Origin of the sequence: Streptomyces sp. H27-H5 (assembly GCF_026627505.1) — a bacterium.
Taxonomy (GTDB): domain Bacteria; phylum Actinomycetota; class Actinomycetes; order Streptomycetales; family Streptomycetaceae; genus Streptomyces.
In genome coordinates this window covers 1-14,035 of sequence record NZ_JAPNLK010000148.1, presented here as the reverse complement: position 1 = coordinate 14,035, position 14,035 = coordinate 1, and the positions used below count along the sequence as shown (strand labels likewise).

General features: G+C 69.3%; 12 protein-coding genes and 1 riboswitch. Of the genes, 1 reads left to right on the top strand and 11 read right to left on the bottom strand.

Annotated elements, in window-relative coordinates; all coding sequences use genetic code 11:
* Window positions 1-64 precede the first annotated feature (64 nt).
* Window positions 65-2,950 carry an aminomethyl-transferring glycine dehydrogenase gene (gene gcvP, locus OTB19_RS39000; RefSeq protein WP_267803534.1) on the bottom strand — a complete coding sequence of 962 codons (2,886 nt, stop codon included), beginning with the start codon at window positions 2,948-2,950 and terminating at the stop codon, window positions 65-67.
* Between the two features lie 198 nt (window positions 2,951-3,148).
* A riboswitch (glycine riboswitch) is annotated at window positions 3,149-3,247 on the bottom strand.
* 113 nt (window positions 3,248-3,360) lie between these two features.
* Between gcvP and OTB19_RS38995 the strand changes: the two genes are divergently transcribed.
* Window positions 3,361-3,753, top strand: a complete 393-nt coding sequence (locus tag OTB19_RS38995) for a PRC-barrel domain-containing protein (RefSeq protein ID WP_267803533.1) — start codon at window positions 3,361-3,363, stop codon at window positions 3,751-3,753.
* Between the two features lie 34 nt (window positions 3,754-3,787).
* Here OTB19_RS38995 and OTB19_RS38990 read toward each other — a convergent pair whose 3' ends face one another.
* The 10 genes from OTB19_RS38990 to OTB19_RS38945 all read right to left on the bottom strand — a co-directional run bounded on the left by OTB19_RS38990 (window position 3,788) and on the right by OTB19_RS38945 (window position 13,833).
* A complete protein-coding gene (locus OTB19_RS38990) occupies window positions 3,788-5,272 on the bottom strand; it encodes a DNA polymerase IV (RefSeq protein WP_267803532.1) in 1,485 nt (494 codons plus the stop codon).
* Window positions 5,273-5,327: 55 nt separating this feature from the next.
* Complete coding sequence (locus tag OTB19_RS38985; RefSeq protein WP_267803531.1) at window positions 5,328-5,972, bottom strand: MerR family transcriptional regulator; 645 nt, start codon at window positions 5,970-5,972, stop codon at window positions 5,328-5,330.
* A 183-nt stretch (window positions 5,973-6,155) separates the two neighbouring features.
* Complete coding sequence (locus OTB19_RS38980; RefSeq protein WP_007262890.1) at window positions 6,156-6,629, bottom strand: bifunctional nuclease family protein; 474 nt, start codon at window positions 6,627-6,629, stop codon at window positions 6,156-6,158.
* 52 nt (window positions 6,630-6,681) lie between these two features.
* Window positions 6,682-7,443 (bottom strand): MerR family transcriptional regulator, encoded by a 762-nt coding sequence (locus tag OTB19_RS38975; RefSeq protein ID WP_267803530.1) that lies wholly within the window; start codon window positions 7,441-7,443, stop codon window positions 6,682-6,684.
* A gap of 19 nt (window positions 7,444-7,462) precedes the next feature.
* Window positions 7,463-8,407, bottom strand: coding sequence for an FHA domain-containing protein (locus tag OTB19_RS38970; RefSeq protein WP_267803535.1), 945 nt, complete (start codon window positions 8,405-8,407; stop codon window positions 7,463-7,465).
* 82 nt (window positions 8,408-8,489) lie between these two features.
* The gene (locus tag OTB19_RS38965) at window positions 8,490-9,299 is read right to left on the bottom strand and encodes a DUF881 domain-containing protein (protein WP_267803529.1); all 810 of its coding nucleotides are present in this window, start codon (window positions 9,297-9,299) and stop codon (window positions 8,490-8,492) included.
* Between the two features lie 5 nt (window positions 9,300-9,304).
* Window positions 9,305-9,637 carry a small basic family protein gene (locus tag OTB19_RS38960; RefSeq protein WP_003970459.1) on the bottom strand — a complete coding sequence of 111 codons (333 nt, stop codon included), beginning with the start codon at window positions 9,635-9,637 and terminating at the stop codon, window positions 9,305-9,307.
* On the bottom strand, window positions 9,634-10,539 hold the full coding sequence (locus OTB19_RS38955; RefSeq protein ID WP_267803528.1) for a DUF881 domain-containing protein: 906 nt from the start codon (window positions 10,537-10,539) through the stop codon (window positions 9,634-9,636). Before OTB19_RS38955 ends, OTB19_RS38960 begins: the two co-directional genes overlap by 4 nt.
* A gap of 104 nt (window positions 10,540-10,643) precedes the next feature.
* Entirely contained in the window at window positions 10,644-13,142 is a 2,499-nt protein-coding gene (locus OTB19_RS38950) for a mannose-1-phosphate guanyltransferase (RefSeq protein ID WP_267803527.1), read from the bottom strand.
* A 100-nt stretch (window positions 13,143-13,242) separates the two neighbouring features.
* Complete coding sequence (locus OTB19_RS38945) at window positions 13,243-13,833, bottom strand: CDP-alcohol phosphatidyltransferase family protein (protein WP_053683747.1); 591 nt, start codon at window positions 13,831-13,833, stop codon at window positions 13,243-13,245.
* Window positions 13,834-14,035: the final 202 nt, after the last annotated feature.

Here is a 14,035-nt window from a genome sequence, read left to right as displayed (position 1 = left end):
GGTCCCGGAGCATCGCTCCGGGACCGGCCCCTTCCGTGTCAGCTCACGCGGCCACGATCACGACTCAGTTGTCGTACTCGTCGAGCGGCGGGCAGGAGCACACCAGGTTCCGGTCGCCGAAGGCGCCGTCGATCCGGCGCACCGGCGGCCAGTACTTCTCGGAGGCCGTGACCCCGCCCGGGAAGACGGCCTCGTCGCGGGTGTACGGGTGGTTCCACTCGCCGCCGAGTGCCGCCGCGGTGTGCGGGGAGTTGGCCAGCGGGTTGTCGTCGACCGGCCATTCGCCGCCCGCGACCCGCTCGATCTCGGCGCGGATGGCGATCATCGCGTCGCAGAAGCGGTCGATCTCGGCGAGGTCCTCGGACTCCGTCGGCTCGATCATGAGCGTGCCGGCCACCGGGAAGGACATCGTCGGCGCGTGGAAGCCGTAGTCGATCAGGCGCTTGGCGATGTCGTCGACGCTGACGCCCGTGGCCTTCGAGAGCGGACGCAGGTCGATGATGCACTCGTGGGCGACCAGGTTGCCCGGACCGGTGTAGAGCACCGGGTAGTGCGGCTCCAGGCGCTTGGCGATGTAGTTGGCGCCGAGCACGGCCACCTGGGTGGCGCGCTTGAGGCCCTCGCCGCCCATCAGGCGCACGTACGACCAGGAGATCGGCAGGATGCCGGCCGAGCCCCACGGGGCGGCCGAGATCGGGCCGACGCCCGTCTCCGGACCGGCGGTCGGCTGGAGCGGGTGGTTGGGGAGGTACGGGGCCAGGTGCGCCCGGACACCGACCGGGCCGACGCCCGGACCGCCGCCACCGTGCGGGATGCAGAAGGTCTTGTGCAGGTTCAGGTGCGAGACGTCGCCGCCGAAGTGACCCGGCTTGGCCAGACCGACGAGGGCGTTGAGGTTGGCACCGTCCACGTAGACCTGGCCGCCGGCGTCGTGCACCTGGGCGCAGATGTCCGCGACGTGCTCCTCGAACACACCGTGCGTGGAGGGGTAGGTGATCATCAGCACGGCGAGCTCGTCGCGGTACTGCTCGATCTTGGCGCGCAGGTCGTCGGCGTCCACCTCGCCGTCGTCGGCGGTCTTGACGACGACGACCTTCATGCCGGCCATCACGGCGCTGGCGGCGTTCGTGCCGTGCGCGGAGGACGGGATGAGACAGATGGTGCGCTGCTCGTCGCCGTTCGCCCGGTGGTACGCGCGGACGGCCAGCAGACCGGCCAGCTCGCCCTGGGAGCCGGCGTTCGGCTGGATCGACACCTTGTCGTAGCCGGTGACCTCGCAGAGACGTTCCTCCAGCTCGTTGATGAGCGTGAGGTACCCCTCGGCCTGCTCGACCGGGGCGAAGGGGTGCAGCTGCCCGAACTCGGGCCAGGTGACCGGCTCCATCTCGGTGGTCGCGTTCAGCTTCATCGTGCAGGAGCCCAGCGGGATCATGCCGCGGTCCAGCGCGTAGTCCTTGTCCGAGAGCTTGCGCAGGTACCGCAGCATCGCGGTCTCGGAGCGGTGCTGGTGGAAGACCGGGTGGGCCAGGTACTCGTCCGAGCGCAGCAGGCCCTCGGGCAGGCCCTCGGGGGTGATCTCGTCCAGCGCCTCGATGTCGGCGGTGACGCCGAAGGCCGCCCAGACGGCCTCGATGTCGGCGCGCAGCGTGGTCTCGTCACAGGAGATCGACACCAGGTCGGCGTCCACGCGGTACAGGTTGACCCCACCCGCGCGGGCGGCGGCGACGACCTCGCCGGCGCGTCCGGGTACCCGGACGGTGAGGGTGTCGAAGTACGAGCCGTGCACGACCTTGACCCCGCCGGCCGCCAGACCCGCGGCGAGCACGCCCGCGTAGCGGTGGGTCCGGCGGGCGATCGTCCGCAGCCCGTCCGGGCCGTGGTATACGGCGTACATGCCGGCCATGACGGCGAGCAGCACCTGCGCGGTGCAGATGTTGCTGGTGGCCTTCTCGCGGCGGATGTGCTGCTCACGCGTCTGGAGCGCGAGGCGGTACGCCTTGTTGCCGTCCGCGTCCACGGAGACGCCCACGAGGCGGCCGGGGAGCGAGCGGGCGTGCTTGGCCTGGACGGCCATGTAGCCGGCGTGCGGTCCACCGAAGCCCATCGGGACGCCGAAGCGCTGGGTGGTGCCGACGGCGATGTCCGCGCCCAGCTCGCCCGGGGAGGTGAGCAGGGTCAGCGCGAGCAGGTCGGCGGAGACGGTGACGATGGCGCCGAGCTCGTGCGCCTGGTCGATGACCGGCTTGATGTCGCGCACGACGCCGGAGGCGCCCGGGTACTGGAGCAGCACGCCGAAGACGCCGCGCTCGGCGATCTCGGCGGGGATGCCCTCGGACAGGTCGGCGACGACGACCTCGACACCCGTCGGCTCGGCGCGGGTCTCGATCACGGCGATCGTCTGCGGCAGCGCGTCCGCGTCGATCAGGAAGACGCCGTTCTTGACCTTGCCGACGCGGCGGGCCAGCGACATGGCCTCGGCGGCCGCGGTGCCCTCGTCGAGCAGCGAGGCGCCCGAGGTGGGCAGGCCGGTCAGGTCCGCGACGACGGTCTGGAAGTTCAGCAGCGCTTCGAGGCGGCCCTGCGAGATCTCCGGCTGGTACGGCGTGTAGGCCGTGTACCAGGCGGGGTTCTCCATGACGTTGCGCAGGATCACCGGCGGCGTGAAGGTCCCGTAGTAGCCGAGACCGATCATGGACGAGAGGACCTGGTTGCGGTCGGCGAGCTCGCGGAGCTCGGCGAGCACCTCGGCCTCGGTCCGCGCCTCGGGCAGGTTCAGCGCCTCGGCGCTGCGGATCACATCCGGCACCGCGGCGGCGGTCAGTTCGTCCAGGGAGCCGTAGCCCACGTGGGCGAGCATCTTCGCCTGCGCCTCGGCATCCGGGCCGATGTGGCGCTGCTCGAAGGGGATGCCTCGCTCCAGCTGGGAGAGCGGAATGCGGTTGGCGGTCATGACGGAGGCCTCCTGGTCGTATGACCTGCGAAGGGGCACCACGGCGCGGGCACCCGAACGGCCTCCCCCTCTGTCATCTCAACCTGAGAGCTTCACCGGGCCTCCTGGGGTTCGCCCATGAGATCCGGCTTTCACCGTCGGTGAGGAGAGGAACCGGCACAGATCATCCGGTACCCGCCCCTGCTTTCCAGAGTGGCCTCACCACGTGCGGTACGTATGCCTGAGAGATTCCGGGGAGGATTTGCTCCTTCGGCGCCTCCGTCACGTTCACTCGGAGGACTCTCCCGCACAGGGTCGACAGCCGTCACCCAGCCTACCAGCGAGGTTCTGAACCCTCCCTCGAGTGGCCCCCTCTTCGAATATGCACTTCTGTAGTGAATACGGAGGAGTTGCGACGATTTGGAGGGACCGTGCAGACCGACATCGATCCGCGCAGCCTGATCGGCCGCAAGGCATTCGACCGCAACGGAGCCAAGATCGGCACCGTGGACGAGGTCTACCTCGACGATGCCACGGGCGTCCCGGAATGGGCCGCGGTCCGGACGGGCCTGTTCAGCCGCGACGCGTTCGTCCCCCTGGAGCCCAGCGAGGTGGTCGAGGACACCCTGCGGGTCCCCTTCGAACGATCCCTGATCAGGGACGCGCCCGACTTCGGGGTCGGCCGCCACCTCTCGCCCGAACAGGAACTGCAGCTCTACCACCACTACGGACTGGACGTGACCCTGCCGACGGAGTTCCACCACCCGCCGACCCCGCCGAAGAACACCCCCCGCGACTTCGGCCGGCTCGCGGGCGAGGGCTAGGACCTGCCTTTCGGATCATGCCGTGCGCGCCCGCTCACCCCCCTCCCCCTCCGTCTCCCCCGACCAGCGGCAGCGGATCGGACGGCTCCAGCTCCGGATCGTCCACCTTGAAGGTCCGTACGCGGCCGGGCGGCGTCCCCGGCTGCTCGAACCGCACGGTCACCCGCCCGACCCCGCTGCCCTGTACCCACCCGGGCCCGTACACCGCGTGTCGCACGTCGCTCCCGGCCGGCCAGAACCGCCCGGGGGCGATCACGGCCTCCCCCGGTTTCGGGACGGCCCCCTCCGCGCCCCGTACGGCCCCCTCGACCCCCTCCGACTCCTCCGGAGCCCCGTCCAGGGTCCCGGTACCGTCCGCCGCGCCCCCGCCCGACGACTCCTCGTCCTGCGCCGCCGGGCCCGCGACGGTCCCGACCGCCTCCGCCGCGCCCTCGGCTTCGGCCTGGGCCTCGGCCTGCGCGAAGAGGTCCTCCTGCGTGTAGTCCGCGAGCCCCGTCACCCCGACCCCCAGCAGCCGCACCCCGCCCGTGGTGTCCACACCCTCCAGCAGCCGTGCGGCCGCCTCCCGGACCACCCCCGGATCGTCGGTGGGCCCCCGCAGCGTCTCCGAGCGCGTCAGCGTCGAGAAGTCGAAGCGCCGCACCTTCAGCACGATCGTGCGCCCCGAGTGCCCCGAGGACCGCAGCCGCCCCACACAGCGGTCGGCGAGCCGCTGCACCTCGCCCCGGATCCGGACGCGGTCGTGCAGGTCCACGTCGAAGGTGTCCTCCACCGAGACCGACTTCGCGTCCCGCTCCGCGACCACCGGGCGGTCGTCCAACCCCAACGCCATCCGGTACAGCCCCAGCCCGTGCGAGCGCCCCACCATCCGGATCAGCTCGTCCTCGCCGGCCTCGGCCAGCTCCCCCACGGTGGTGATGCCGGCCCGCCGCAGGTGTTCCCCGGTGACCGGGCCCACCCCGGGCAGGGTCCGCACCGACATCGGCGCGAGGTGTGCCCGTTCGGTTCCCGGCTCGATCAGCAGCAGCCCTGCCGGCTTGGCCTCCTCGGAGGCCACCTTGGCCAGCATCTTGGACCCCGCGAGCCCCACGGACCCGCTGAGCCCCGTCGCGGCCATGATGTCGGCCCTCAGCCGCTCTCCGGCGGCGCGGGCCCCGGTGGAGTCGAAGGCGACCTCCCCCGCCTCCAGCTCCACGAAGGCCTCGTCCAGGCTGAGCGGCTCCACGAGGGGCGACAGGGCCCGCAGGAGCCCCATGACGCGTTCGCTGACCGACTGGTACAGGCGGAACCGGGGGGTGAGGCAGGCGCCGTTCGGGCAGAGCCGTCTGGCCTGCGCCATCGGCATCGCCGAGTGCACGCCGAATCGCCTGGCCTCGTAGGAGGCGGTGGCCACCACCCCGCGCGGCCCGAGCCCGCCGACGATCACGGCCTTGCCGCGCAGGCTCGGCTTCGACGCCTGCTCCACGGATGCGTAGAAGGCGTCCATGTCCAGATGCAGGATGGTCGGCGCGGCTCTCACAGCCCCGATGCTGCCCTACGCCTCTGACAATCCGGCGGGAGCCCGCCGGAGCGCCTCAGACCGCCCGGTTGCGGCGTGCCGCCAGCTCGTCCTCGGGGTTCTGCCCGACCAGCGTCTCTCCGGTGTCGACCCGCTCGCCGTGTAGCTGGGACAGCGCGTTCTCCACGTCCCGCCAGACCACGCCGATCGCGATGCCGAAAACGCCCTGTCCGCCCTGGAGGAGGCTGACCACCTGATCGGGTGAGGTGCATTCGTAGACGGTCGCGCCGTCGCTCATCAGCGTCATGCGCTCAAGGTCCGAGAACCCGCGGTCGCGCAGGTGCTGCACCGCGGTGCGGATGCTCTGCAGCGCCACCCCGGTGTCCAGGAACCGCTTGACGATCTTGAGGACCACCACGTCCCGGAAGCTGTACAGGCGCTGCGTGCCCGAGCCGTACGCGGGTCGGACGCTCGGCTCCACCAGCCCGGTCCGCGCCCAGTAGTCCAGTTGCCGATAGGTGATGCCGGCGGCGGCGCACGCCGTCGGACCCCTGTAGCCGATCTGCTCGGGCGCCTGCTCCTCGCTCACCGGTCCGACCGGCGTCGGAACCGACTCCGGCTGACGGCGCGCGGAACCCGCCGCACCGCCGTGGAGCGGGTACGGCCCACCGTCACTCCGTGCGGGGATGCCCCCGGTCGTACCGTCGCCCGTGATCCTCACGCCGACCCTCCGTCCTTGACCTGCCACCTCGAAGGTAGGCAGTCACCAGGGGTGCGTCAACGATCGCCACACTCGGCACGCCGAGTGATAATCACCCTGAGAGTGGTTTCCCGTGTCCGTTTACGGGGAAAGGCTACTCGAATGGGCTGAAACTTCACGGAGGGTGACACGGCCCGCGCCGCCTCACTGTGGCCCGGTGCCGAAGTCCTCGGGCGAGATCTGGTCGAGGAACTCGCGGAACTTCTCCACCTCGTCCTCCTGCTCATCGGGGATGGCGATGCCCGCATCGTCGAGCACGCCGTCACTGCCGTAGATCGGCGTCCCCGTCCGCAGGGCCAGGGCTATGGCATCGGAGGGCCGCGCGCTCACCTCGACCCCGCTGGCGAAGACAAGCTCCGCATAGAAAACGCCCTCCCGCAGATCCGTGATCCGAACCTCGGTGAGCTCCTCACCGACCGCTTCCAGCACGTCCTTGAACAGGTCGTGCGTCAGCGGACGGGCAGGGGCCATGCCCTGTTGCGCGAAGGCAATGGCGGTCGCCTCCCCAGGTCCGATCCAGATGGGGAGGTACCGATCGCCTCCCACTTCACGCAGGAGCACGATCGGTTGGTTGGAGGGCATTTCCACCCGGACACCCACAACGTCGAGCTCGTTCACACAGCAACCCTAGGACCTGCCCGGCAGGTTTGGGTAGTCGGGCTCCCCCTGGTCAGTGGAGCCGGACCCCGAGGGCGGTCTGCACCAGGGCCTCGTGGAGCCGTACGGACAGCCCCGCGAGCTCCCGCATGGTGGCCTCCGCATGGGCTCTGGTCTGCGGATTGCGGTGGCGGCGCAGCGGGGCCACGAGCTGCTCGACGAGACCGGCCTCCCGATCCGCAGCCGCTTTCATGGCGCGCAGATGGCGGGGCTCTAGCCCGAATCGACCGAGATCCGCGATCAGCCGGGCCACGGTGACCGTCTCGGCGTCGAATCCGCCGCCCGGCGCCTCGGCGATGAGCCCGTACGACTCCCACTCGGCGAGCTGTGCCTCGTCCACCTCGGCGGCGGAGACGAGTTCGGCGCGGCCCACGCGGGCCGCGGTGGCGCGCTCCCGCCCCACCTCGCCGTAGACGGCGGCGGGGCTCGCGGGGTCGACGGAGTCCCCGTGCATGGTGGGCGACGGGATGCGGACCTGTTCGCCGCGGTCGAGCGCGTCGAGCTGTTCGCGAATGACCTTCAGCGGCATGTAGTGGTCCCGCTGGAGGCGCAGGATCCGGCTCAGCCGATCGACGTCGTCGGTGCTGAACTTGCGGTATCCGGAAGGTGTGCGCCGGGGCTCGACGAGCCCCTCCGCCTCCAGGAAGCGGATCTTCGAGATCGTGACGTCGGGAAACTCGTCACGCAGCATGGTGAGCACCGTGCCGATGCTCACCAGCCGCCCGGCCGAGCCGGCGGTGCCGTTTCCGGCACCGCCTGTCGGGGTGCGCAGCATGGGACCTTCCCTTGACGGGTCAGACGCCCCGCAGGCTCGCGTAGAAGACCAGCCGGTACTTGCCGATCTGTACCTCGTCGCCGTTGTGCAGGGCGACGGAGTCGATCGGCTCACGGTTCACGTACGTGCCGTTCAGGCTGCCCACGTCCGAGACGGTGAAGCCACCGTCCTGGCCCCGACGGAAGTCGACATGCCGCCGGGAGACGGTGACGTCGTCCAGGAAGATGTCGCTCTGCGGGTGCCGACCGGCCGTGGTCAGTTCGCCGTCCAAGAGGAACCGGCTGCCGGAGTTGGGGCCGCGCCGCACGATCAGCAGAGCGGAACCGGGGGGCAGCGCTTCCACCGCGGCCTGGGCCTCGGGAGAGAGCGAGGACGACACGTGCTGCTGTCCCGACACCTCGGCCTCGTAGGCCTCAAGGCCCGAGATCGAGATCGTGGACGTGGTCTCCGAGGCACGCTCCGGCGTCAGACCCGGCCGCAGCGGCGCCCCGCAGCTGGAGCAGAACCGGCTGGCCGCATCGCTGCGGTGCCCGCACCTGCTGCAGATCTGCTCGGCCGACATGGACGGCTCCTCGCGCCGCGGCTGCCCCGCGGAGGCATTGGTGGCATACGGGTCGGGGGCAAACCCTCCACCCGTACTTGAGGTTGATGGTTCACCGAAACCTATGCGTCCGGTACCGGCAGGGTCAACAGCCGACGCGCGCTGCGCACCCGAAACATCACCCGAGCCGGCGACCTCATCGCGGAAGAGCGGCCGGTCGCCCTGCCCTTCCACGTCTCCGTGCCCCGCACGGTGCCTCGCGGCACCGCCTTCCTCGCGGTTCTTCTTGCCGAACAACTTCTCAAACAACTTCACGGGCGATTCCCCTTGACCGAAACAGACCCGCCCGTGGGGCAGGACGAACTCCGAATGCACACACCTGCCGATCCGGACATTCTCACAACGTCCGTAACCACCAGACAGTTTCCACCACGCACCGCGACTTCGGTGCCTCGACCCCCCGCAGGCATCCACCCGCGTGAGCCGCTCCACGTTTCGCCCCGCGTCACGGTGATGTCGACCGAGCGTAGTCAGGCTGCTTCGCAGCCCGCAAGGCGTCCACAACGATCTTCGCCGACCGTGTGACGGCGACCGTGGCTTGTTCCTTCTCCAGCGTCTGTACAACGCCGCCGGGGATGTTCAGCGCGGGCTCCAGGTCCTGCGGCTTGCCGATCACCTTAAATTCATAGGGTTGTGTGATCTTCTTCCCATCGATGCCGACCCCACCGCCCTCGTCCGAGAAGAACGACCCGGCCACCACCCGCACACCGTTGATCTGGATCGCCTCGGCACCGGCCGCCCGCAGCTCCTGCAGCGTGTCCAGGAGCTGGTCCGGCTGCACCTGCCCCGTGGGGTCGGTGATCCGCAGCGTGATGCCCGGTCCCTGGGCAGCCACCGTACCGGCCAGGATGCCCAGTTGACGTTCCTTCTCCACGGTCTGCTTGCGCGCCTCCTCGGCCTGATCGGAGCTGTTCTCCAACTCCTTGCGCTGATCCTCCAGCCTCTGCTTCTCGTCCTCCAGGCGCTTGGTCCGACCGTCGAGCTCGTCGAGGATCCGTACGAGGTCCTCCTGACGGGCCCCGCGCAGCGGAGCGCCCGAGTCGCTGTTCGAGCGGACCTGGATGGCCAGACCCAGGCCGAGGACGAACAGCAACAGCGCGACGATCAGTTGGGCGCGGCTCACCCTCGGCGGCCACAGACCGGCCGCCAGACGCTGCCGACCGGTCTCTTCGGGCTCGGCCACCTGCGCCGACCCCTCTTTAAGAGGCTGCTCGGGGACGTTCGGTTCCTCCGGCGGGGTGTTCTCCGTAGTCATCGGCGTCACGCCCGGAACACGTGCCGGCGGATGGCCGCGGCGTTGGAGAAGATGCGGATGCCGAGCACGACGACCACGCCGGTGGACAGCTGAGCACCGACGCCCAGCTTGTCGCCGAGGAAGACGATCAGCGCGGCGACCACGACGTTCGACAGGAACGACACCACGAAGACCTTGTCCACGAAGATGCCGTCCAGCATCGCGCGCAGACCGCCGAACACCGCGTCCAGCGCCGCCACCACGGCGATCGGCAGATAAGGCTCCACCACGGCCGGCACTTCGGGCCGGACCAGAAGTCCGACCACCACTCCGACCACGAGGCCCAGTACCGCGATCACGATGCACCCTTCTTCGGCTCTGCTGCTGTAGCTGTACGTACGGTCAGGCTCGACGCGGCCGGCAGGCGGATGTCGTCCACGGGCGCCAGGCCGGACCGGATCCCGTAGTTCTCCTGCAGCACGTGCAGGTACTGGCCGCCCACGGAGTCCTGGAACGCGGTCCCGAGCTTCTTCTTGTCGCCCACCGCGAGCACTTCGTACGGCGGTACCAGCGGCTTGTTGTCGACCAGTATCGCGTCACCCGCGGCCCTGATCGCCGAGAGGGCCGTGAGGCGCTGACCGTTGATCGAGATCGCCTCCGCGCCGGACTGCCACAGCCCGTTGACGATCTTCTGCATGTCCCGGTCGCGGAGCCGGCCCGTGTCCGAGAACCCGGCGCTCTCGCGCGGCCCGCCGCCCCCTCCGGAGGAGGATCCCTTGGCGTCGTCCACCGTCAACTTGATCCCCTGGCCGCGCACGTCGGTGGCGCCGGCCAGCAGGGCCACGAGTTGCCCCTGGTCCCCGCCGTGCTGCTTGAGTGCCTCGCGCTGGCTGTCGGCGACCTCGGTGCGCAACCGTTCGATGTCCCGTTCCACGGTGGTCGCGTGCTCGTCGGCCCGCTCCACCCGGTCGATGAGTTCTTGGCGCTCCTTGGCCAGCACCGGCGCCGCTATCCGCGCCTCAGCCGCTCCGAGGGTGACGACCATGGCGGCGATCACCAGTCCGGCGGCGAGGCCGAGCTTGGCCTTGAGGGTGCGCGGCAGGCCCGCCGTACCGTCTGCCGCGCGCCGTGCCGAGGCTTCCGCATAGCCCTCGTCGAGACTGTGGTCCATCACGTGCGTCAGCAGCGACATGGAAGCGTCCGGGCGCGCGGGCGGCGTGGCCGAACTCCGGTTGTTGGGCGGCTGCGACATGCCCCACATCGTCGCATGTCACCACCGTTGCCACCGAATGCGGCCGGTCCGGTGGGCCGGCACGGAAGGCTGTCCCGTGCCGGCCCACCGGACCGTTGTCTCACATGCTCGGCTCAGTGATCGCCGGCGCCGTCCACGACCGCCGCCCACTCGTCGAGCAGTGCCTGTGCGGACGCGTCGTCGGGGCCCTCGGCCCAGAGGTGCGTGACGGCCTCGGCCGGGTCCGGCAGGACCAGCACCCAGCGGCCGTCGGCCTCGACCACCCGCACACCGTCGGTGGTGTCCACCTGGCGGTCTCCGGCGGCCTCCACGACCCGTCGCATGACGAGCCCCTTGACGGCCCAGGGCGTCGGCACGTCCCGCTTGAGCACGTGCGCCCGCGGAATGCGGGCGTCGATCTGGCTGAGGGTGAGCTGCGTGCGCGCCACCAGCCCGATCAGCTGCACGAAGGCCGCGGACCCGTCGAAGACGCTGCTGAACTCCGGGACGATGAATCCGCCCCGGCCGTCGCCGCCGAAGATGGTGTTCTCGGCCCGGCCGACCCGCGTCAGGTCGTCCGGCGAGGTCGTCGTCCACTCCACCTGCGTCCCGTGGTACGCCGCCACCTGCTCAGCGACCCGGGTGGTGGTGACGGGCAGCGCCACCTTGCCGCTGCGCTTCTCCGCCGCGACCAGGTCGAGGAGGACCAGCAGGGCCCGGTCATCCTCGATGATCCGCCCGCGCTCGTCGACCAGGGAGATCCGCTCGCCCACCGGGTCGAAGCGCACGCCGAAGGCCGCCCGCGAGGACGCGACGATCTCGCCCAGCCGCACCAGCCCGGCCCGCCGGGACTCCCTGGTCTCGGTCGGTCGGGATTCGTCGAGCCCGGGGTTCACGGTGAGCGCGTCCACGCCCAGTCGACCGAGCAGGCTCGGCAGGACCAGGCCCGCGCTGCCGTTCGAGGCGTCGACGACGACCTTGAGCCCGGAGTCCGCGACCCCGGTGATGTCCACGCGCCGCAGCAGCGAGCCCGTGTACGCGTCGAAGACGCTGCCCGGAAACTGCAGGTCACCGATCTCGCCGGGGAACGCGCGCCGGTACTCCTGGCGTGCGTACACCCGGTCCAGCTTGCGCTGTTGCTGGAGCGAGAGGTCTGCTCCGCGCTCGTCGAGGAACATGATGTCGACCGAGTCCGGCACCCCGGGTGAGGTACGGAGCACGATGCCGCCGGCGCTTCCTCGCGCGGTCTGCTGCCGGGCCACGGGCAGTGGCACGTTCTCCAGGTCGCGGACGTTGATGGCGCTGGCCTGGAGCGCCGAGATCACGGCACGCTTGAGTGCTCTCGCGCCTCGGGAGTGATCTCGGGCCGTGGTGACGATGGCACCCTTTTTCAGGGTCGTCGCGTAGGCGCCGGCGAGCCGGACCACCAGTTCGGGGGTGATCTCGACGTTCAGGATGCCGGAGACCCCACGCGCACCGAACAGATGTGCCTGTCCCCGCGACTCCCAGATCACCGACGTGTTGACGAAGGCACCGGCTTCGATCGTCTTGAAGGGGTAGACGCGTACGTTCCCCTGGACGATGGATTCCTCGCCGACGAGGCATTCGTCGCCGATGACGGCCCCGTCCTCGATCCGGGCGGCCCGCATGATGTCGGTGTTCTTGCCGATCACGCAGCCGCGCAGATTGCTGTGGGGTCCGATGTACACGTTGTCGTGGATGACGGCCCTGTGGAGGAAGGCGCCGCTCTTGACGACCACGTTGGATCCGATGACCGTGTGCTCGCGGATCTCGACGCCGGCCTCGACCTTGGCGTAGTCGCCGATGTAGAGCGGTCCGCGCAGTACCGCGTCCGGGCTCACCTCGGCGCCCTCGGCGATCCACACCCCAGGGGAGATCTCGAAGCCGTCCATGTCGACCTGGACCTTGCCTTCGAGTACGTCGGCCTGCGCCTTGACGTAGCTCTCGTGGGTGCCGACGTCCTCCCAGTAGCCTTCGGCGACGTAGCCGTAGATCGGCCGGCCTTCCTTCATGAGCTGAGGGAAGACGTCGCCGGACCAGTCCACCGACACGTCCGGGTCGACGTAATTGAAGACCTCGGGCTCCATGACGTAGATGCCGGTGTTGACGGTGTCCGAGAACACCTGTCCCCACGTCGGCTTCTCCAGGAAGCGCTCGACCTTTCCTTCCTCGTCCACGATGGTGATGCCGAATTCCAGGGGATTCGGCACGCGGGTGAGGCACACCGTTACCAGTGCGCCCTTCTCCTTGTGGAAGTTGATGAGATCGGTGAGATCGAAGTCGGTGAGTGCGTCGCCGGAAATGACGAGGAAAGAGTCGTCCTTCAAGGCCTCCTCGGCATTTTTCACGCTGCCGGCGGTGCCGAGTGGCTTCTCCTCGTTGGCATACGTGAGTTCCATTCCGAGCTCTTCGCCGTCACCGAAGTAGTTCTTGACGAGGGACGCCAGGAACTGAACGGTCACCACGGTCTCGCTGAGCCCATGCCGCTTGAGCAGCCTGAGCACGTGCTCCATGATGGGCCGGTTGGCGACCGGTAGGAGCGGCTTGGGCATGCTTGAGGTCATCGGGCGAAGACGCGTACCTTCGCCACCGGCCATCACGACGGCCTTCATGTCGGAAGAGTCCTCCTTGAGAGATGACGGTCAGCCGACCTCACCCGTCTCGGACGGTGACTTCGCAACTCCTCCGCGTCAGTACCGGCGTCGAGCAAGTTCAATCGGCCGTGGCATCCGCCTTGACCAGACGGCGGACCTGCACCACGTAAAGGATTCCTGCCCACCAATAGAGGGTTGTACCCCATCCGGCGAACGCCCATCCGAAAACTGACGCCATCCAGGCCAACCAGCCGGTTCCGTCACTGAGCAGCAGCAAGGGGAACGCGTACATCAGGTTGAAGGTCGCGGCCTTGCCCAGGAAGTTGACCTGGGGCGGCGGATAGCCGTGTCGTCTCAGGATCCACACCATGACCAGCAACATCAGCTCTCGCGCGAGCAGGGCCGCGGTGAGCCAGATGGGCAGGATCTCGCGCCAGGTCAGGCCGAACAGCGTGGTCAGGATGTACAGACGGTCCGCGGCGGGGTCGAGCAGCCGGCCCAGATTGCTGATCTGATTCCAGCGGCGCGCGAGTTTCCCGTCCAGGTAGTCGGTGATCCCGCTGAGCATGAGAACGGCCAGGGCCCAACCGTCGTGCCCCGCCAGGATCAGCCAGAGGAACAGCGGCACGCCGGCGAGGCGCGCCATGCTCAGGATGTTGGGAATGGTGAAAATTCGGTCGGTCTGAACCCGAGTCTCCTGGACCTCCACCCGGGGGCCTCCACTGTGACTGTAGAAATAATTGAAGTCGATGCCCCCTGACCCTACAGGAGACCGCTACCTGGCCTGGAACGCAGAAAAGCCCCGCACCCTGAAGGGTGCGGGGCTTTCCCACAATGATTGTTCGGCGGCGTCCTACTCTCCCACAGGGTCCCCCCTGCAGTACCATCGGCGCTGAAAGGCTTAGCTTCCG

Bases quoted from the DNA above. Each gene is read 5' to 3' on its own strand.
- gcvP (WP_267803534.1), bottom strand. From the start codon at position 2,950: ATGACCGCCAACCGCATTCCGCTCTCCCAGCTGGAGCGAGGCATCCCC.
- OTB19_RS38975 (WP_267803530.1), bottom strand. From the start codon at position 7,443: ATGCTGCGCACCCCGACAGGCGGTGCCGGAAACGGCACCGCCGGCTCG.
- OTB19_RS38965 (WP_267803529.1), bottom strand. From the start codon at position 9,299: ATGACTACGGAGAACACCCCGCCGGAGGAACCGAACGTCCCCGAGCAG.
- OTB19_RS38955 (WP_267803528.1), bottom strand. From the start codon at position 10,539: ATGTGGGGCATGTCGCAGCCGCCCAACAACCGGAGTTCGGCCACGCCG.
- OTB19_RS38950 (WP_267803527.1), bottom strand. From the start codon at position 13,142: ATGAAGGCCGTCGTGATGGCCGGTGGCGAAGGTACGCGTCTTCGCCCG.